Here is a 20,493-nt window from a genome sequence, read left to right as displayed (position 1 = left end):
GGCAAGCCCGCTCCCACAGGTTATGTGTTGCCTTAGTGTCCCGAGGCCGCAGGCCCGGCCTTGGCCGTAAACGGCGGCTTGGCCAGCCACACGATCAGGATCAGCCCCATGAACATCCAGCCCAGCAAGGTGAAGTAATCCACCGTGGACATGATGTATGCCTGGCTGATCACCATCTGATCCAGTTGCGTGTAGGCCTTGGCCCCCGCCCCGCCCAGGTTGCTCAGTGCTTCGCGGGTCGCCGGGTCGAACGGGGTGATGCTTTCGGTCAGGTAGGCATGGTGCTGGTCGGCACGACGAATCCAGATCCAGGTGGTCAGCGACGCCGCGAAACTACCGCCCAGGGTCCGCAAGAACGTCGCCAACCCGGAACCGTCGGCAATCTGGCTCGGCGGCAGGTCCGAGAGCAGGATGGTCAGGGTCGGCATGAAGAACAGCGCCACGCCGATCCCCATGAACAGCTGCACCATGGCGATGTGCTGGAAATCCACTTCATTGGTGAACCCGGCGCGCATGAAGCAACTGAGGCCGATGGCCAGGAACGCCCCGCCCGCCAGTAACCGCATGTCGAATTTCGGTGCATATTTGCCAACAAAGGGTGCCAGCAACACCGGCAGGATCCCCAGCGGTGCCACGGCAAAACCGGCCCAGGTCGCGGTGTAGCCCAGTCGCGTTTGCAGCCACTGCGGCAGGATCAGGTTGATCCCGAAGAACCCGGCATAGCCCAGGATCAGCACGATGGTGCCGTAGCGGAAGTTGCGGTGGGCGAACAGACGCAGGTTGACCACCGGGTGTTCGTCGGTCATTTCCCAGATGATGAAGAAGGCCAGGGCTACCACCGAAATCACACTGCCGATCACGATGAAGCTGGATTCGAACCAGTCGGCATCGTTGCCCTTGTCGAGCACGATCTGCAGCGCCCCGACACCGATGATCAGCGCGATCAGACCGACGTAATCCATCGGCTGGCGGCTGGTGACCACCGGGCGCTTTTTCATCTGCTGGGTGACCACCCATGCCGCGAACAGGCCGATCGGCACGTTGATGAAGAAAATCCACGGCCAGCTGTAGCTGTCGGTGATCCAGCCGCCGAGGATCGGCCCGGCAATCGGCGCGACCACTGTCACCATCGCCAGCAACGCCAGGGCCAGCCCCCGTTTCGCCGGCGGATAAACCGCGATCAGCAATGTCTGGGTCATTGGGTACAACGGCCCCGCCACCACCCCTTGCAGCACCCGGAAGCCCACCAGCTCGGGCATCGAGGTGGATATCCCGCACAGGAACGAGGCCAGCACGAACAGCAGCGTCGCCCAGACAAACAGCTTCACCTCACCAAAACGCCGACTGAGCCAACCAGTCAGCGGCAAGGCGATGGCATTGCTCACCGCAAACGAGGTGATGACCCAGGTGCCCTGCTCCGAACTCACGCCCAGGTTGCCGGAGATCGTCGGCAACGCCACGTTGGCGATGGTGGTGTCGAGCACCTGCATGAAGGTCGCCAGCGACAGGCCGATGGTGCTGAGCAGCAGGCTGGGGGGCGTGAAAGAGGCGTTATTGCTCATCGCGAATCCTTGGAAGCCTGATTGGTGCTGCGTCCGTTACGGACGCAGCCAACCCTGTGGGAGCGGGCTTGCCCGCGAAGAGGTCGGCACATTCAACATGGATGTCGCCTGACGCTCCGCCTTCGCGAGCAAGCCCGCTCCCACAGGGGCGGTGTAGTGGCGAATCAGCGTTGCGCGGTCTTGCTGACTGCGGCGCTGTTGTCGTGGATCAACTGGGTGATCATCGCGTCGGCCTCGGCCAACTGACGGTCGTAGACGTTGGTGCTGAACGACGCCTTCTGCGGCGGCTGTTGTGCCAGCACCGGCCCGCTCTGGTCGTGCAGGTCCACGTCGACCATGGTCGACAGACCGACCCGCAGCGGATGCCTGGCCAGTTCCTCGGCGTTGACGTGGACTCGCACCGGTACGCGCTGCACGATCTTGATCCAGTTACCGGTGGCGTTTTGCGCCGGCAGCAGGGCAAAGGCGCTGCCGGTACCGGCTCCGAGGCTGTCGATGGTGCCGCTGTATTTGACGCTGCTGCCGTACAGGTCCGTCTCGATCTCCACCGGTTGGCCAATGCGCATGTCACGCAGCTGGGTTTCCTTGAAGTTGGCGTCGATCCACAGCTGATCCAGCGGAATCACCGCCATCAGCGCGGTACCCGGTTGCACGCGCTGGCCCAGTTGCACCGAACGCTTGGCCACGTAACCGGTGACCGGTGCAATCAGGACGCTGCGTGAGTTGTTCAGGTAGGCCTGGCGCAGTTGTGCGGCGGCGGCCATCACGTCCGGGTGCGAAGAAACCACGGTGTCATCGACCAGCGCGCTGGTGGTCTTGAGCTTTTGTTCGGCATTGGCCAGGGCGTTTTGCGCCGAGGTCAGGTCGTCGCGGGCGTGGGACAGTTCTTCCTGGGAAATCGCCCCGCCAGCGGCGAGGTTCTTGCGCCGGCTGAAGTTATCCTGGGCCTTTTGCACTTCGGCCTTCTGCGCATTGACCTGGGCTTTCATGCCATCCACATCGCTGTACAGGCCACGCACCTGACGCACGGTACGGGCCAGATTGGCCTGGGCGTTTTGCAGACCGATTTCGGCGTCGTTCGGGTCGAAGTTCACCAGCACCTGGCCTTCATGCACCAGATCGCCATCGTCGGCGCCGATGCTGACCACGGTGCCCGTGACCAGCGGGGTGATTTCCACCACGTTGCCGTTCACATAGGCGTCGTCGGTGCTTTCGCTCCAGCGTCCGTAGAACTCGTGATAAGCCCAGACGCCCGCGCCACTCAGCACGACGGCGACAGCGAGGATCAACAACATGAACTTGCGCTTGCCCGAATTGGGGTTGCCTTGGGTGTTTTCCGGAGGTTGAGTTGTATCGGCAGTGGCCATGACAAGTACCTTGAATTAGTGGGTCAGCGTGGCTGGCGTGGCGTTGGCCGAGGCGATGGCCTCAGGCTGGAAACCGCCGCCCAGCGCCTGCATCAGTTGGATCGACAGGTCGATCTGCTCGGCATTCAGGTTGGCCAGCTGACGCTGAGCCTGGAGTAATTGCTGCTCGATGCTGAGCACGTCCAGGTAGTTGCCGATGCCGGAACCGTAACGCTGGACCACGGTGTTGTAGGAATCCTGGGCGATGTCGGTGGCGTGCTGCTGGGCAGCAATCTGCCGGCCGATATCGCGCAGCTGGTTGATGCTGTCACTGACATCCCCCAGCGCCTTCACCAGGCTTTTGTTGTACTGCGCCACCGCAAGGTCGTAGTCGGCGTCGCGCGAATCGAGGTCGGCGCGCAAGCGGCCACCGTCGAAAATCGGCACAGAAATCGTCGGTGCAATGCTGAAGAAGCGGCTGGCCGATCCAAACATCGCATCGCCCAACAAGGACTCGGCGCCGGCAGCGGCGCTGAGGTTCAAGTTGGGGTAGAACCGGGTCTTGCCGGCGTCGATACTTTTGCTCGCCGCCTCGACCCGCCAGCGCGCGGCGACCAGGTCCGGGCGACGCCCGAGCAGCTCGGCCGGCAACACCGAAGGTAGCGCTACCGCACTCGGCTGAAGAATGTTCGGCCGGGCAATTTCATTGCCGCGGTCCGGACCTTTGCCGAGCAGCACCGCAAGGGCGATCTTCGCGCTGTTCAGGCGCTTTTCAGCGTCGATCAAATTGGCCTGGGAGGTGGCTTCCAGGCTTTCGGTCTGTTGGAACTGGTACTGGCTGTCGATCCCGGCCGTCAGCCGCCGCTGGCTCAGTTCGAGCATTTGCCGGGTGCGCTTGAGGTCTTCGCTGGACAGGTCATACACGATGTGCGCCTGACCGAGATCGCTGTAGGCCCGGGCGACGTCGGCGGCCAGGGTCAGTTGCGCGGCCTGCTGGTCGACTTCGGCGGCACGGGCCTGGCCGAGGGCCGCTTCCCAGGCATCACGCTGGCCGCCCCACAGGTCGAAGTTGTAGTTGAAACTGGTGCTGATGTTACGCACGGTGGCGTAAGCGTCACCCTGCCCGAGCGGGTCCTGGTCCCGGGCCAGGCGCGAGCGGCTGACACCGGCGCTGGCATCCAGGGTCGGCATCCGCGCAGCGTCGGCAGCGTAGGCGGCGGCGCTGGCCTGGTGGGCACGAGCGTCGGCGATCTGCATGTCCGGGCTGTCGCGCAGGGCCTCGCGGATCAGGCCGTCGAGTTGCGGGTCGCCGAGGCTTTTCCACCAGTCGTTTTTCGGCCAGGCGGCCGGCGACAGGGTCACGCCGCCGAGGGATTGCCCGGCCTTGAAGTTTTTCGCGTCGAGGCTGACACCTTCGGTTTTCAGGCCGCTGTAACTGGCGCAACCGGCCAGGCTCATGGCCAACAGCACCAGGCTCAGGCCGGCACGCAAGGGTTTGTTGCTCATTTGTCACCTACTCGCAGCAGGGTGATCGAGTCACCGGCTGCTACCAAAATCTTCTTCAGAATCATCTCCAGGGTTTTCAGCTCATCTGGAGTGATGGCACCGGCCAGTTCATTCATGGCTTCGGCACCGATGTGCGGCAACAGCCCGGCGAGCTTCTGGCCGTCGTCCGTGAGTACCAGCTGCACCTGACGGCGATCCGCCTCGGACCGTTGGCGGGCGAGGAAGCCCTTCTGTTCCAGACGATCGAGCATGCGAGTCATCGAGCCGCTGTCCAGGGACAGGTGACGGCACAACTCGCCCGGCGAATCGACGCCGTACTGGGCCATGATGATCAACACCTTGAACTGCGCAGCGGTGATGCCGTGGGGTTCCATGTGGGTGTCGATGATCCGGTCCTTGAGCAGCGCGGCGCGCCCGAGCAGCAGGCCGAGATGGCAATTGTGGAAATCGTCCGAAGAGAAATGTTTCATCTGACCACCAGTTAGCTGCCTAGGCAGTGAATGTATGTCGAGATGTTACTGCCTAGGCAGCGAATGTCAACGCAATAGTTAGCATGCTTGGTAAATAGTTGATAAATGGTGTCGGATAAAGCGAAAAGACCGCAGCCTTCGGCATCTCCTACAGGTGTACATCAAACCCTGTAGGAGATGCCGAAGGCTGCGATCTTTTGAATCAAGCGGGCCTAGAAATCCCGCTTGTAGAAGATGTCCAGCGAACTGGCCACGCCGCCCGCGGCTTCGAGGTAGACCTTTTTGCTCAGCTTGTAGCGCAAGGCAATGGTGTTGGCCGGTTCGAACACGCCGACGCCATAGCGCAGGCTGAGCTTCTCGGAAATATTGCCGCTGGCTACCACGCTGGTGGCGTCACCGCTGCCCTGGGTGTCGAGCTGGAAGTCCTGGATGCCCAGGTTCTTGGCGATGCCGCTGGTCACACCGGAACTGCCCATCAAGCCCAACCCGAGGGCCGCCTGGGCGAGCATGTTGTTGTCTTCGCCATTGCTGCTCAGTGGACGCCCGAGCACCAGATAGGACAAGGCCTGCTCCTGGCTCATGGCCGGCTCTGAAAAGATTTGCGTGGTCGGTTGTTCGGCGCTGCCACTCAAACGAATGCCGGCGATGATGTCGTCGGTCTTGCGAATGGCTTCGATGTCCAGGTACGGCTGATCGATGGGCCCGGCAAACAGCAAGCGTGCCCGGCGCACCGACAGCCTCTGGCCATAGGCGCGGTAACGCCCGTCGTTGAGCCACAGCTCGCCACGGGTGTCCATGTTGTCGCCGATGTGCACATGCCCCTGCACATTCGCCGTCAGGCCAAACCCGGCAAAGCTCAGCTTGTCCTCGCCGACCAGCACTTCGATGTCCATCTTCATCGCCAGCGGTGGCTTGCCCTCCTCGGTCTGCTGACCGACGATCACCGTGTCATCGGAGACCTTGACTGTTGACGGCGGCAATTCACGAATGGTGATTTCGCCCCTGGGCACCAGCACCTTACCGGCGATGGCCAGCTCATCGCCCTTCATCGAAATCTTCAGGTCCGGTGCGACTTCAAGCTTGGCGTAAGGCTCGACGGTGACCGGCAATTGCGAACCCTTGAGTGCCAGATCCACCACCAGCGCCTGACCCCAGGCGATGTTGCCGTTCAAGCTGCCCTGCCCGGCCTTGCCGCTGTTCCAGCCACCGTTCAGTTGCACGCTTTCACCGGCGATGAGCGCCTGAACGTGCAGGTTTTGCAGCTCCATCGGCAATTCAGGCCCGGCCACCACGCCGTCACTGAGTTGCAGACTGCCATTGACCTGCGGCGCCAAAAGCCCGCCGGAAATCGTGCCGCTGCCATTCAGGCGCCCGGCCAGCTTCTCGACCATCGGCACGAACGGCCGCGCCACCGACAGGTCCAGCCCACTCAAGCGGAATGAGCCGCTCAACGGTTTGTTCTTCGGCAACGGATTGAGCTGCGCCTGCACCATCAACTCGCCGAGCTTGCCGCCGACGAAATTGAGTTCGGTGTCGATACGTTTCGGCGTGAGTCTGCTGGTGAGTTTCAGGGTCTGGTACGGGAAGTCCAGCCACTGGTCCTTTTCCTTGATGCGCAACGTACCGCCGCCGGCATCGACACTGACCTGGCCGTTGGGGCCACTGGCCGGCAGATCCAGTTGCAGGTCGGCATTGAGCCGGCCCTGCCAGGCGAAATCCTTCGGCAACCACTGCGCGAGGCTGTCGATCGGGAACTGCTTGAGGTGATAACGCAGCTTAGGCTCGGGCATCAGGCGCGAGTCTTCACCACACAGGCTGGCCTGGCCGGATGCCCAGCAATGGGCACCGAAGTTGATCTTGCCGTCCGCCAGACGTTCGAGTTTCGCCGGCCCTTGCAGCTTCCAGTCCTGGCCACCGGCCTGGATATCACCGCTGGCCAGGCGTCCACGCCAATTGCCTTTATCCAGCGCACCGTCCAGACCCAGCGCCAGTTTCAGTTTCGGGCCCTGCAGATCGAGGCTCAGCTTCTGGTTCCTGATGTCGCCCTGGCCGCTGGCGGTCAGGGTTCCCAGCGAGGTGTCGCCAGCCTGGATGCCACTGCCCTTGAGGTCGATTTTCGCCCTTTGCGCACTGTCCAGCGTGGCGTCCAGGTTCAGGCTTTGCAGGCGATTGTCCTGGAAAACCAATTGCGAGCCTTGCAGATCAAGCTTGCCTTGGGGCGCCTTGAGCGTGCCGGCGACATCCACGCGGCCATTGAGTTGGCCACGCAGCTCTGGCCAGAGCTGGGCCAGGCGCGGCAGCTTGATATCGATCTGTCCGGCGAGCTTCTGTTGCAGGCTGCCCTTGCCGTTGATGCTGTTCTCGCCCAGGCGAACCTGCAGGGCGTTGAGGTTCCATTGCTCACCACGGCCATCGGCCTTGGCCTGTATCACCGCCGACTGACCGCGCAGTTTACCCTTGAGGTCCAGGTCGGCATTGAGACTGAGCACTTCGTTTTTCAGTTCGCCCGTGCTGCGCAACGGCCCCGCCAGCGTGCCCGGCAGCTCCGCGACCCAGTACGCCGGGTTGATCGCCGACAGGTCCAGGGCGGTGTCCCAGGCGATGCCGTCGGCGAACTGCAGGTTCAAATGCCCTTCAGCCTTGCCCTGCCCGGCCTGGAGCTGAATCTGTTGCAGGTAGATTTTCGTCAGGTCGCCGGCGAACGGACTGGCCAGGGTGAAGGCGCCGGCCGGACCATCCGCCGCGGCTTCAAAATGACCGAGGTACTTGCCGTCGGTGTAGGACACCTCACCGGTGAAGCGGCGCAACGCTACCTCCGGCTCGTCGATCAATGGATAGAGACGGTGCCAGGGGAAGTCCAGCCAGTCGATTTTCGCTTCGGCGCTCAGGCCTTTGCTCCAATCCACAAGCCCTGTGAGCTTGAGGCGTTGCTTGTCGTTGGCGGTCAGGTCGAGCGCGGCGATCTGCGCGCCGCTGGCATCGACCTTGCCTTGCAGCGCCAGGGCGACCGGCCCTTGCTCGGCGGGCAACGTGGCTTTGCCGAGCAGCGCGTAGCCGTTCTTCAAGTCGCCTGCGCCGGTGAGCTCAAGCTGATTGAGTTGCAGGGTGTCCGGCAGATCGGCACCAGGTTTGAAACCATCGGCGGTGATCCGCACCTTGGCCGGCAAATTGTCCACCAGCGGTTGCAGCTCGCCAGTCAGTTGCCCGTTGAGGTAACCGCTGCTGTCGGCTTTCAGGTTCAGGGTCTTGAGCAGGTTGCCGTCGACTTTCAGTGCCAGCGCCAGGGGTTCAGGGGTCGACAACAGGGTCAGTTTGCCTTCGGCGCCGAGCGGCCAGTTGCCGCTGGGTTGCAACAGGCCGGACAGGTTCAGGGTCAGGTCCTCGCGCTGTAACGATACCGAATCGATCTTCAAACCGGCCGCGGTCCAGTGCGCCGCCAGTTGCAAACCCTTGAGCTCTTCACTGCCGTTGAACAACAGGCTGCCGACCTTGATTTCCCCCAGTTCGATAGCCAAGGGTAACTTGAGTTCCGGGAGCGTGATCGGGCCGCTGTCCGGCTCTTCGCCACCCGGCGGAAACGTCAGGCTGACCTGGTCGGCCTGCAATTGCTCGATGCACAAGGTCATGCGGGTCAGGCACAAAGGCGACCAGGCGAAAATCACCTGGTTCAGTTCAACCCGGCTGGTGTCCTGCTGCCACAGCAACCGGTCGGCACTCCACTGCCCGCCCAGCCGACCCTGGAAGTTGTCCAGGGTCAAACCCGGTACGAAGCCCAAGGCCCAGCGGCTGCCCGTCGCCGTGCCGAGCACCGTGGCCAGCGTCAGGACAACCAGCATCAACAGTGCGGCTATTGCCAGCAGCGTTACTTTCAAACCACGCTTCACAGCTCAGGCCCCATGGAAAAGTGCAGTCGAATGCCGCCATCGTCGTCCAGCGCATGGGCCAGGTCCAGGCGGATCGGCCCCACCGGCGATACCCAGCGCACGCCGATACCGACCCCGGTCTTGAGGTTCGGCAGTTCGAGGGTGTTGAAGGCGTTGCCCTGGTCGACAAAGGTCGCGACCCGCCATTTTTCGGCCACCGAATACTGGTACTCCGCGCTGGCGGCCACCATGTAGCGGCCACCGATGCGGTCGCCGTCGGAGTTTTCCGGCGACAGGCTCTGATAGTCGTAGCCGCGCACGCTCTGATCGCCACCGGCGAAGAAGCGCAGCGATGGCGGCACCGATTTGAAGCCGTTGGTGGCACTGCCGCCGACCTGCACCCGCCCGAGGAAGCGGTGTTTATCGAACACCGTGGTCAGGCCTTTGACCAACGCCGTGCCGTAGAGCAGGTTGCTGTCGGAACCCAGACCTTCCTTGGCCACCTTGGATTCGAATTGCAGGCGATAGCCGTTGTGCGGGTCGATGCGGTTGTCGCTTTTGAGGTACGAATAGCTCACACCGGGCATCAGCAAGGTACTGAGTCCCGAGTCATCGCCCAGTTGGTAATCCTCACGCTGCCACTTCAGCGATACCACCCGTTGCCAGCCGCTGGGCAGTTTGCTGTGCCATTCGGGGCCGAGGGTCAGCAACTTACTGTGACTTTCCTTATCGGCGATTTCTTCATTCTGGTAGCCGCCGGCAAAACGCAGTTTGTCGGTCAGTGGCGGGTCCAGCGGAATGTCGTAGAACAGCCCGACGTTTTGCCGGGGTGCCGAGACTTCGGTTTCCCAGCCGTAACTGTGCCCTTGCGCATTGACCCAGTGCCGGGTCCAGTTGGCCTTGGCCCGTGGGCCGACGTCGGTGGAGAAACCCAGGCCCAGGCCCATGGTCCGTGGCTTGCGGGTTTCGAGCTTGACGTCCACCGGGATCGCATTCTCTTTTGACGCCGCAGGTGCCGCGTCCACGCGCACGCCTTCGAAGTAGCCACTCGATTGCAGGTTCTGATTGAGTTCGGCAATCAGCTCCGAGTCATAGGGTGTACCGGCCTTGAATGGCACCATGCGTTGCAGCAGGTCGTCATCGAACGGCGTATCGCCCTCGAAACTGACCTTGTCCAAGGTATAGCGCGGACCGCTTTCATAGATCAGTTCGATATCGGCAACGCCGGCCCGCGGGTCGACCGACAGTTTCGAACGGGTGAAACGGCCGCTGAAAAAGCCATAACGCGAAGCCTGGTTCTGGATCAGGCGCTTGGCGTCCTCGTAATGTCCATGGTTGAGCACGGCACCGGGCTTGAGCGCGTCGCTTTTGGGGATTCGAAAGGATTTGAGGGACGCTGCGGGTCCTTCGACTCGCACCGTGACATTGCGCAAGTGCACCGGCTCGCCGGGGTCGACCTTCAACACCAGGCGTGGCTTTTCGCCCCCCCTCACTTCGCTATCGATGTGCGGCTGGTAATAACCCAAGGCCTGGGCGGCCTTGCGCGCCTGCTCCTCGGCGCCACGACTGAAGCGCTGCAAGGCTTCTTCGTCACGATCGCCGAGGCTGCCGATATAGCCCTCTATATTGGCCTTCAGTTCATCGTTGGACGGTTTGATCCGCACATCCAATTCACTTTGCGCCAGCGCCGTGCAGCTGGATAACAGCATGAGCACGCCACTGGTAAATCTTCCTGGAAACTTCATAGGCGCGGATGCTAGCACGAGCATGGTTCATGAACATGGAAGCGTGATAGAGCCTGACATGCAAAGAAAGTTCGCGGGCTAAGCCGTTGCTGTCTGTAACACCTGGGGATTGGGGTGAAAAAACACGTGTTCGCGAACCGGCCCAACGGCAACTTCACCGATTTCCTCGTAGCCCTGGCGTTTATAGAACTCCAGATAGCGAGGATTCCCGGTATCGAGGATCACTCCCTGTGAGTGTTCATCCACCGCGCACCAGTTGTGCACGGCTTGCAACAATTGTTCGCCGAAATGCTGGCCCTGGAACTGCGGGTGAACCCCCAGCAACGGCAAGACGTGCACCGAGTCGTTCGGCACGCAGGCCTCCACGGCAGCGTGATACTCGAGGTAGCGACGGGTGCAGCGAAATCCCGTGCTGAGCACCATGCGCAGGCGCCACGCCCAACTTTCGGTGACCCCAAGGCGACGTTGCGGCGGCGCAATCAGGGCGATGCCGATCAGGCGGTCGTTGACCAGCAGACCGATGGCCGGCAGGTCCTGGAGAAAATGCTGGGTCACCAGTTCGCGCACCGTGGCGCGAACCCGCTGTTCGTAACCGGGGCGTTCAGCTTCGAACAGATAGCCGAAGGTCGGTTCGTGTCGATAAGCCTGGTACAGCAGCGAACGGGCTTCACGGGCGTAGCCGCTGTCGAGCATGTGAATATCGGCGATGGCGGTCGAGGTTTCGGGCATGACGGTTGATCTCCCCGGCACAGCTCGGATGGCTGCGCTCTTGTTGTTACGAGCGGATCGGCGCTGACACAGTTCCTTACAGATCCGCAATCAGTGTAGGCAATGAAATAGCCTTCGCGAGCAAGCCCGCTCCCACAAAAGCAAAGTCAGGCACATAACCTGTGGGAGCGGGCTTGCTCGCGAAGGGCCATCACTGCCCACACAAGACTGACAGGCAAAACCCAATCCCCCTCACCCCACACTGGCCCGATTCCCACATGTCAGCTAGCATCGCCCTTTTGCCAGGACTGCCGACCATGAAGATCGTCTCCTTCAACATCAACGGGCTGCGCGCCCGTCCCCATCAGCTGGCGGCGCTGATCGAAAAGCACCAGCCCGATGTGATCGGCTTGCAGGAAACCAAGGTCCACGACGAGCAATTCCCGCTGGCCGAGGTGCAGGCGCTGGGCTACCACGTGTATTTCCACGGGCAAAAAGGCCATTACGGCGTCGCCCTGCTCTCGCGCCAGGAACCACTGGCCCTGCATAAAGGGTTCGCCACCGACGAAGAAGATGCCCAGCGGCGTTTCATCTGGGGCACCTTCGCCGACGCCAACGGTGTACCGGTCACCATCATGAACGGCTACTTCCCACAGGGCGAAAGCCGCGACCACCCGACCAAATTCCCGGCCAAGGAGCGTTTCTACGGCGACTTGCAGCAATTGCTGGAAAGCCAGTTCAAGAACGACCAGCCGCTGGTGGTGATGGGCGATGTGAACATTTCCCCGGAAGACTGCGACATCGGCATCGGCCCGGACAACATGAAGCGCTGGCTGAAGACCGGCAAATGCAGCTTCCTGCCGGAAGAGCGCGAGTGGATGGCTCGCCTGAAGAACTGGGGCCTGGTCGACAGTTTCCGTCACCTGAACCCGGACGTGACCGACACCTTCAGCTGGTTCGACTACCGCAGCCGTGGCTTCGAAGACGAACCCAAGCGAGGCCTGCGCATCGACCTGATCCTCGCCTCCCACGGCTTGCTGCCGCGGGTGAAGGCCGCCGGTGTGGACTACGAACTGCGCGGCATGGAAAAACCTTCGGACCATGCGCCGATCTGGCTTGAGTTGAGCTGAAAAGCAAAAGATCGCAGCCTGCGGCAGCTCCTACCTAGACCTGTAGGAGCTGCCGCAGGCTGCGATCTTTTGACTGTCATTTTTCGGAAACCTTACTGACTTAATCTCCCGACACCTCCTTTGGCTATATAAGGTGCCGGCATGATGCTGCGCGTGTTGTTCCTGTTGATGCTGTGCCTCGGCTTGCCACACCTGGCGGCTGCCGGCAATTTGCCGACATCCGGACAAGGCCCGGTGTTGCGCATTCAGGGCTCCAACACCATCGGCGCGGCCCTGGGGCCGGCGCTGGTCGAGGGGCTGCTGGGCGAACAGGGCCTGCGCAGGATTCACCGCGAAACCCTGGCTACCGCCAACGAACTGCGCATCGTGGGTGAAACCGATCAGGGCAGCCGGGTTGTCGTCGAAGTCGCAGCCCATGGTTCGAGCACTGGTTTTGCCGCCCTGAAAACCGCCCATGCCGACCTCGCCGCCTCATCACGCCCGATCAAGGACAGCGAACGGGTGAACCTTACATCCCTGGGCGATCTGAAAAGCCCGGGTGCCGAACAAGTCATCGCCATCGACGGCCTGGCGATCATCCTTCACCCGGACAATCCGCTGACTCAACTCGGCACCGAGCAACTGGCGCGCATGTTCAGTGGCGAAGTCAAAACCTGGGAAGACATCGGCGGCCGCGGCGGGCCGATTCATCTGTATGCGCGGGATGATCAGTCCGGTACCTACGACACCTTCAAGGAACTGGTCCTGAGTGATCGCGGGAAAAGTCTCAGCAGCACGGCGAAACGCTTCGAGTCCAGTGAGCAACTGTCCGACGCCGTGAGTGCAGACCCACAAGGCATTGGTTTTATCGGCCTGCCCTACGTGCGTCGGGCCAAAGCCGTGGCAATTGTCGATGGGCAATCACAGGCCATGCCGCCACTGAACAACCTGATTGCCACGGAAGACTATCCGCTGTCCCGTCGACTGTTTTTTTATCTGCCGCCGAGCGCAAAGAACCCTTGGGCCGATGCACTGGCGGCGTTCGCCCAAAGCAGTAAAGGACAAGCGATTGTCGCCGCCAACGGTTTCATCGCCCAGACCGTCCAGGCCATGAGCGTGACACCCAATGCGTTGATGCCCGAGGGTTATCAGGCCCTCAGCCGTCATGCGCAGCGTTTGTCGGTCAACTTTCGTTTCGAGGAAGGCAGCGCAACGCTGGACAACAAGGCGCAACAAGACTTGTCCCGGGTGCTCGACTATATAAAGCAGCACGACAAAACCAATGGCCAGGTAACACTGGTGGGCTTTGGCGATGCCAAGAGCGACCCGGCGCGAGCCGATCTGTTGTCGAAACTGCGGGCCATGGCAGTGCGGCGGGAGTTGGTGAAAAGCGGTGTGGTGTTTCGCGAGATTCGCGGGTTTGGAGCGCAGATGCCGGTGGCGGCCAATAGCGCCGATGAGGGGAGGATCAAGAATCGGCGGGTTGAGGTTTGGGTGTATTGAATCTGATGTTGCTGCATTGAATGGAATGACGCCTTCGCGAGCAAGCCCGCTCCCACAGGGATTACACTAAGCCTGTGGGAGCGGGCTTGCTCGCGAATGGCAGGCGCCGCGGTCTTAGTGCCCGCTACGCATCATCTCTTTCGGCACATATTTGCCGATTTCGAACTTGCCGATCGCCGCACGGTGCACTTCGTCCGGGCCGTCGGCCAGGCGCAGGGTGCGCTGCATCGCGTACATGTAGGCCAGCGGGAAATCGTTGGAAACCCCTGCCCCGCCATGAATCTGGATCGCCCGGTCGATCACCCGTAGCGCAACGTTCGGCGCGACGACCTTGATCTGCGCGATCTCGCTGCGGGCCACTTTGTTGCCAACGGTGTCCATCATGTACGCCGCCTTCAGCGTCAGCAGGCGTGCCATGTCGATTTCCATCCGCGAATCGGCGATCTTGTCGACGTTACCGCCCAGCCGCGCCAGGGGCTTGCCGAAGGCCGTACGGCTCACTGAGCGCTTGCACATCAGTTCCAGCGCACGCTCGGCCATGCCGATCGAACGCATGCAGTGGTGAATCCGGCCCGGGCCAAGGCGACCTTGAGCGATTTCGAAGCCGCGTCCTTCGCCCAGCAGGACGTTTTCGTACGGCACCCGGACGTTTTCAAACAGCACTTCGGCGTGACCATGGGGCGCATCGTCGTAACCGAATACCGGCAGCGGGCGCACAATCTTCACGCCGGGGGTATCGACCGGCACCAGAATCATCGAGTGCTGGGCATGGCGTGGCGCGTCCGGATTGCTCAGCCCCATGAAAATCAGGATTTTGCAGCGTGGGTCGCAAGCACCCGAGGTCCACCATTTCTTGCCGTTGATCACCCACTCGTCGCCATCGCGCACCGCACGGGCGGCCATGTTGGTGGCATCGGAGGACGCCACGTCCGGTTCGGTCATGGCGAATGCCGAGCGGATCTCGCCGCGCAGCAAGGGTTCGAGCCAGCGTTGCTTCTGCTCTTCGTTGGCGTAACGCACCAGCACTTCCATGTTGCCGGTGTCCGGTGCCGAACAGTTGAACGGCTCTGGCCCCAGCAACGAGCGGCCCATGATTTCCGCCAGTGGCGCGTACTCGAGGTTGGTCAGACCGGCACCAAGCTCAGACTCAGGCAGAAACAAATTCCACAGCCCTTCAGCCTTGGCCTTGAGTTTGAGTTCTTCCATGATCGCGGTCGGCTGCCAGCGGTCGCCCTCGGCGACCTGGCGCTCGAACACGGCTTCGGCGGGATAAACGTAGGTGTCCATGAACGCTGTTACGCGCTCACGCAGTTCCTGAACCTTGGGCGAATAAGCGAAATCCATGAGCGAGATACCTTCTTGGGGGAGGTTGTTTAGATCATGCAATCGATGCTAGAACAGCCATGAAAATTTACCTAGCCTATTCTCGGCGTGTATAAACATTCATCACCGATATATGATCGGCTGATCGTCAAGGTCAGCCCGCCCACACAATAAGAGAGCCGCGTAATGAATCTGAGCAAGGTCGATCTCAACCTTTTCATCGTCTTCGACGCGATCTACACCGAAGCCAACCTGACACGCGCCGGGCAGATTGTCGGCATCACCCAACCGGCGGTGTCGAACGCTCTGGCCCGCCTGCGCGAGACCTTCAACGACCCGCTGTTCGTACGCACGGCCCAGGGCATGGTGCCGACGCCCATGGCGCAGAACATCATCGGCCCGGTGCGCAATGCGCTCTCGCTGCTGCGCGTGTCGGTGCAGGAAAGCCGCATTTTCAACCCGCAGCAAGCGGTCAAGACCTATCGCATCAGCATGACCGACCTCACCGAAGCGGTGATCCTGCCGCCGCTGTTCCAGCGTCTGCGCCGCCTGGCGCCGACGGTGATCATCGAGAGTTTTCTGTCCAAACGCCGCGAGACCACCAAGGAACTGGCAGCCGGCCGCCTGGACTTTGCGGTCGATGCGCCGCTCAACACCGACCCGCAGGTGCGTCACGTCAAGTTGATGGAAGACCGCTACGTGTGCGCCATGCGCAAAGGGCATCCGCTGGCGGGCAAGGAAAAACTCACGCTGGATGATTACCTCAGCCTGACCCACATCCATATTTCCAGTCGCCGCAGCGGCCTCGGCTATGTCGACCTGGCGCTGGGCAAGATGGGCATCCAGCGCAAGATCGCCCTGCGTTCCCAACATTACCTGATGGCCTCGCAGGTATTGCAGCAGACGGACATGGTCATGACCGTGCCGGAACGCTTCGCCCGCCGCAACGACCTGCACGCCTTTTATCTGCCGGTCAATGATGTGCCGCCGGTGGAAACCCACCTTTACTGGCACGAAAGCACTGACCAGGACCCGGCGAATCGCTGGATGCGCGAGCAGATGATCGAGCTGTGCCAGCAGGTGACGGCGCAGGAGAAGAAGCTGGACAAGCAGCCGGCTTGAGAAAAATCAAAAGATCGCAGCCTGCGGCAGCTCCTACAGGGTGAATACAATTCCCATGTAGGAGCTGCCGCAGGCTGCGATCTTTTCTCCCTTGACGTAAACGTCAACCTGCCATTAGCTTAGCGCCATGACCTTTTGCGAGCGCTTCCATGAGCAGCCAGACCTACAGCATTTCCGACCTCGCCCGCGAGCTTGACATCACCACCCGCGCCATTCGCTTTTATGAGGAACAAGGCCTGCTCAGCCCCGAGCGCCGTGGCCAGGAACGCATTTACTCGCCCCGCGACAAAGTCAGCCTGAAGCTGATCCTGCGGGGCAAACGCATCGGTTTCTCGCTGGCTGAATGCCGCGAGCTGATCGAGCTCTACGACCCGTCCAGCGGTAACACCAAACAGTTGCACAGCATGCTGGCGAAAATCAGCGAGCGCCGTGAGCAGCTTGAACAGCAGTTGCTGGACATCGAACAGATGAAACTGGAACTGGATACTGCCGAAGAGCGCTGCGTACAGGCGCTGGAGCAAACCCTCAAAAGCCAGGAATCGATTCAGTAAATCCACACCGCCCCCTGTAGCAGCGAGCTGTGGCGAGGGGGCTTGCCCCCGTTTGAGTGCGCAGCACTCACAAGATCTTCGATACATCGGAAATTTTGGGGCTGCTTCGCAGCCCAACGGGGGCAAGCCCCCTCGCCACAGCTCGCTCCTACAGGGTTCTCCGAACAATCAGCACAGGTCGAAGCCCATGTCCCTCCCCTCCCACGTACGCATTGTCGAAGTCGGCCCGCGCGACGGCCTGCAAAACGAAGCCCAACACATCAGTGTTGCCGACAAGGTGCAACTGGTCGATGCACTGACCGCAGCCGGGCTCGGCTATATAGAAGTCGGCAGTTTCGTGTCGCCCAAGTGGGTGCCGCAAATGGCCGGCTCCGCCGAGGTTTTCGCGCAGATCCAGCGCAAACCGGGTGTGGTCTATGGCGCGCTCGCTCCCAACCTGCGCGGTTTCGAAGATGCCCTCGCCGCCGGGGTGAAGGAAGTGGCCGTGTTCGCCGCAGCGTCCGAGGCGTTTTCCCAGCGCAATATCAATTGCTCGATCAGCGAAAGCCTGGAGCGTTTCGCGCCGATCATGGAGGCCGCCAGACAACAGGGGGTGACCGTGCGCGGGTACGTGTCCTGCGTGCTGGGGTGCCCCTATGAAGGTCACGTCCCCCCGGAGCAAGTCGCTTTGGTCGCTCGCGAACTCTATGCCATGGGCTGCTACGAGGTCTCGCTGGGGGACACCATCGGCACCGGCACCGCTGGCGCGACCCGGAAAATGTTCGAAGTGGTATCAAAGGATGTACCCCGTGAAAAGCTCGCCGGGCACTTCCACGACACCTACGGCCAGGCCGTGGCCAATATCTACGCCAGCCTGCTGGAAGGTATCTCGGTGTTCGACAGCTCCATCGCTGGTCTCGGCGGCTGCCCCTATGCCAAGGGAGCCAGCGGTAACGTCGCGACCGAAGACGTGGTTTACCTGCTGAACGGCCTGGGTATCGACACCGGAATCGACCTCGACGCCCTGATGCTCGCCGGTCAACAGATTTGCAGCGTATTGGGTCGCCCTACCGGTTCCCGCGTGGCCAGGGCTCGCAGCGCACAGTGAGTGTGTCAGGGTGTTACCGCGCAGACTCAAACGTGGGCACAAGCGAGTAACACGGAAACAAAATGTAGGGTTTTGCCTGAGGCGGAAAACCTTACAAAATCGCAAAGCGTTGATTTTAAAGGCTTTTAAAAAGTTGGCACGGCTCCTGCTATATCTATCGCATAACAAGAATAAAAAAATTGCGGCAACCCTAATAAAAACAAGACGTAACGACTCTGACATAACAAAAACAACACGGCAGAGACGCAGCTAACAGATTTTTTTGGAGAAGATGTGCTTTTCAGGGTGCTTTTCGAAGTGACCCGCGGCCAGACAGAGAATAATAAAACTACCTTCAGGTAGCTCCCGTACTGGTTGGATCGCTCAGCGAAAAAGCAGATCAGCGCTCAAAAAAATACGTTTGCTCTTGATCCCGGATGGGGATCGCCAAAAACAGCGGTAAAGGGCAACGGTTGCCAAAAACAAAAACAGACCGACCCTCAATAATAAAAAAAGAGCACGCGCAACGACAAATTAAAGGGGAGCTTCGGCTCCCCTTTGTGCTGTCTGGCGTTCAGGTTTTCCTCGACCAAAACTGTGGGAGCGGGCTTGCTCGCGAAGACGGTGCTTCAGTCAATACATGTATCGACTGATCCGGTGCCTTCGCGAGCAAGCCCGCTCCCACATTAGGTTGTGTTCAGCCTTTGTTGATGCGCAACTCCTCGATACTGATCTCGCGCATCCGGAATTTCTGGATCTTGCCGGTCACGGTCATTGGAAACTCTTCCACGAACTTGAAGTAACGCGGTGTCTTGAAGTGCGCGATGCGCTCCTTGCACCAGGCTTGCAGTTCTTGTTCGGTAGCACTGTGACCGGGGTGGAACTTGATCCAGGCGACGATCTCTTCGCCGTAGCGCGAGCATGGAATGCCGATCACCTGAACATCCGCAACGGCCGGATGCGTGAAGAAAAACTCTTCCAGCTCCCGCGGGTAAATATTCTCACCGCCACGGATGATCATGTCCTTGTTGCGCCCGGCAATACACACGTAGCCCTCATCGTTCATGCTCGCCAGATCACCGGTGTGCATCCAGCCTGCCTGATCGATGGCTTCTGCGGTGCCTTCGGGATTGTTCCAGTAACCCAGCATCACGCTGTAACCGCGAGTGCACAGCTCACCGATGGTGCCTCGCGGCACCAGGTTGCCGGCTTCGTCGATGATCTTGCTTTCAAGCTGCGGCTGCGTGCGACCGACAGTGGTCACGCGCAATTCCAGGTCGTCTGAAGGACCGGTCTGCAATGACACCGGACTGGTTTCCGTCATGCCATAGGCAATCTGCACTTCGCTCATGTGCATTTCGCTGATGACCCGGCGCATCACTTCGATAGGACAGGTCGCGCCTGCCATGATCCCCGTGCGCAGGCTCGACAGATCGAATTCGGCACGTTGAGGTTGATCGAGCATGGCGATGAACATGGTCGGCACGCCGTACAGCGCCGTGGCTTTTTCGTCAGCCACAGTGCCGAGGGTCAGTAACGGATCGAACGCGTCGTTCGGATAAATCATCGTGCTGCCATGGGTGATGCAGCCGAGATTACCCATGACCATGCCGAAGCAGTGATACAAGGGCACCGGGATCACCAGGCGATCGGCCGCCGTCAGGCCCAGGCTCTCACCGACCATGTAACCGTTATTGAGAATGTTGTAGTGGCTGAGGGTCGCGCCCTTGGGAAAACCGGTGGTGCCAGAGGTGTACTGGATATTCACCGGCTGATCGAAATGCAGGCTGTTCTGGCGCTCATGCAGTTGCTCGACCGTCACGCTGCCAGCCAGACCGGTCAATTGCGACCAGGGCAGGAACCCCGACGGCGGCTGGGCATCCAGGCTGATAACGCCACGCAGCTCCGGCAACCGCTCGCTTTGCAGTTTGCCGATGGATTGCTCGGCCAGCTCCGGCACCAGGCCCTGCAGCATCGCGTGATAGTTTGAGGTCTTGAAGGCGCCGGCACACACCAGCCATTGGCAGCCGGACTGCTTGAGTACGTATTCGAGTTCGGAACTGCGATACGCCGGATTGATATTGACCAGGATCACGCCGATTTTCGCGGTGGCAACCTGGCTGATGCACCACTGCGCACAGTTCGGCGCCCAGATACCAAGACGGTCCCCGGCTTGCAGCCCCAGCGCCAGCAGCGCCCTGGCGTGCAGGTCCGCGGCCTCGGCCAACTGCCGCCAGGTGTAACGCAGCTGTTGATGGCGCACCACCAGCGCCTCCCCGTCCGGGTACCGCGCGACCGTGTTGTCGAACGCCTGGCCGATGGTCATCGCCAGCAAGGCTTTGTCCTGGGAACCACGGGTGTAACTGCGTTGCGGGCTTGCACTGGGTTGATCCATGACGACCCCTATTGTCTTTATTTATGGGCTTGCCGCGGCTACCTGTGAGAGCAACCTGTGGCGAGGGGGCTTGCCCCCGTTTGAGTGCGCAGCACTCACAAGATCTTCGACATATCGGAAATTTTGGGGCTGCTGCGCAGCCCAACGGGGCGATGCGGCGTTCCGACAAGCCCCCTCGCCACAGGCCATCACCACAGGATGGGTCCGCGTTCTATCTTGAACTG

The 20,493-nt window shown here is 61.0% G+C and carries 14 protein-coding genes; 5 read left to right on the top strand and 9 right to left on the bottom strand.

Annotated features, from left to right (window positions below; translation table 11 throughout):
* Window positions 1-32 precede the first annotated feature (32 nt).
* The 7 genes from KW846_RS16450 to KW846_RS16420 all read right to left on the bottom strand — a co-directional run bounded on the left by KW846_RS16450 (window position 33) and on the right by KW846_RS16420 (window position 11,221).
* Window positions 33-1,562, bottom strand: a complete 1,530-nt coding sequence (locus KW846_RS16450) for a DHA2 family efflux MFS transporter permease subunit (RefSeq protein ID WP_218483491.1) — start codon at window positions 1,560-1,562, stop codon at window positions 33-35.
* A 164-nt stretch (window positions 1,563-1,726) separates the two neighbouring features.
* Complete coding sequence (locus KW846_RS16445) at window positions 1,727-2,929, bottom strand: efflux RND transporter periplasmic adaptor subunit (RefSeq protein ID WP_218483489.1); 1,203 nt, start codon at window positions 2,927-2,929, stop codon at window positions 1,727-1,729.
* A 15-nt stretch (window positions 2,930-2,944) separates the two neighbouring features.
* Window positions 2,945-4,414 (bottom strand): efflux transporter outer membrane subunit, encoded by a 1,470-nt coding sequence (locus KW846_RS16440; protein WP_218483488.1) that lies wholly within the window; start codon window positions 4,412-4,414, stop codon window positions 2,945-2,947.
* Window positions 4,411-4,884, bottom strand: a complete 474-nt coding sequence (locus tag KW846_RS16435) for a MarR family winged helix-turn-helix transcriptional regulator (RefSeq protein WP_218483487.1) — start codon at window positions 4,882-4,884, stop codon at window positions 4,411-4,413. Before KW846_RS16435 ends, KW846_RS16440 begins: the two co-directional genes overlap by 4 nt.
* Before the next feature lie 212 nt (window positions 4,885-5,096).
* Window positions 5,097-8,768 carry a translocation/assembly module TamB domain-containing protein gene (locus KW846_RS16430; protein ID WP_218483486.1) on the bottom strand — a complete coding sequence of 1,224 codons (3,672 nt, stop codon included), beginning with the start codon at window positions 8,766-8,768 and terminating at the stop codon, window positions 5,097-5,099.
* A complete protein-coding gene (locus tag KW846_RS16425; protein ID WP_218483484.1) occupies window positions 8,765-10,492 on the bottom strand; it encodes an autotransporter assembly complex family protein in 1,728 nt (575 codons plus the stop codon). The genes KW846_RS16430 and KW846_RS16425 overlap by 4 nt, the downstream gene beginning before the upstream one ends.
* A gap of 78 nt (window positions 10,493-10,570) precedes the next feature.
* The gene (locus KW846_RS16420) at window positions 10,571-11,221 is read right to left on the bottom strand and encodes an N-acetyltransferase (RefSeq protein ID WP_095966520.1); all 651 of its coding nucleotides are present in this window, start codon (window positions 11,219-11,221) and stop codon (window positions 10,571-10,573) included.
* 296 nt (window positions 11,222-11,517) lie between these two features.
* On the opposite strand from KW846_RS16420, the gene xthA reads away from it, so the two are divergent.
* Both xthA and KW846_RS16410 read left to right on the top strand, forming a co-directional pair.
* A complete protein-coding gene (gene xthA, locus KW846_RS16415; RefSeq protein WP_007970500.1) occupies window positions 11,518-12,330 on the top strand; it encodes an exodeoxyribonuclease III in 813 nt (270 codons plus the stop codon).
* A gap of 141 nt (window positions 12,331-12,471) precedes the next feature.
* Window positions 12,472-13,812: a substrate-binding domain-containing protein gene (locus KW846_RS16410; RefSeq protein WP_218483482.1), complete on the top strand. Its 1,341-nt coding sequence runs from the start codon at window positions 12,472-12,474 to the stop codon at window positions 13,810-13,812.
* Between the two features lie 114 nt (window positions 13,813-13,926).
* Here KW846_RS16410 and KW846_RS16405 read toward each other — a convergent pair whose 3' ends face one another.
* Entirely contained in the window at window positions 13,927-15,156 is a 1,230-nt protein-coding gene (locus KW846_RS16405; RefSeq protein ID WP_015094355.1) for an acyl-CoA dehydrogenase, read from the bottom strand.
* A 165-nt stretch (window positions 15,157-15,321) separates the two neighbouring features.
* Here KW846_RS16405 and KW846_RS16400 point away from each other — a divergent pair, with 165 nt between their 5' ends.
* The 3 genes from KW846_RS16400 (at window position 15,322) to KW846_RS16390 (ending at window position 17,895) form a co-directional block, all read left to right on the top strand.
* On the top strand, window positions 15,322-16,257 hold the full coding sequence (locus KW846_RS16400) for a LysR family transcriptional regulator (protein WP_218483481.1): 936 nt from the start codon (window positions 15,322-15,324) through the stop codon (window positions 16,255-16,257).
* Between the two features lie 149 nt (window positions 16,258-16,406).
* Entirely contained in the window at window positions 16,407-16,808 is a 402-nt protein-coding gene (locus tag KW846_RS16395; RefSeq protein ID WP_007980992.1) for a MerR family DNA-binding transcriptional regulator, read from the top strand.
* Window positions 16,809-16,995: 187 nt separating this feature from the next.
* A complete protein-coding gene (locus tag KW846_RS16390) occupies window positions 16,996-17,895 on the top strand; it encodes a hydroxymethylglutaryl-CoA lyase (RefSeq protein ID WP_218483478.1) in 900 nt (299 codons plus the stop codon).
* Between the two features lie 676 nt (window positions 17,896-18,571).
* Here KW846_RS16390 and KW846_RS16385 read toward each other — a convergent pair.
* Window positions 18,572-20,269, bottom strand: a complete 1,698-nt coding sequence (locus KW846_RS16385) for an AMP-binding protein (protein ID WP_218483476.1) — start codon at window positions 20,267-20,269, stop codon at window positions 18,572-18,574.
* Between the last annotated feature and the right edge of the window lie 224 nt (window positions 20,270-20,493).

Origin of the sequence: Pseudomonas sp. PDM32 (genome assembly GCF_019219225.1) — a bacterium.
GTDB lineage: Bacteria > Pseudomonadota > Gammaproteobacteria > Pseudomonadales > Pseudomonadaceae > Aquipseudomonas > Aquipseudomonas laurylsulfatiphila.
This window is presented reverse-complemented; position numbering and strand designations above follow the sequence as displayed.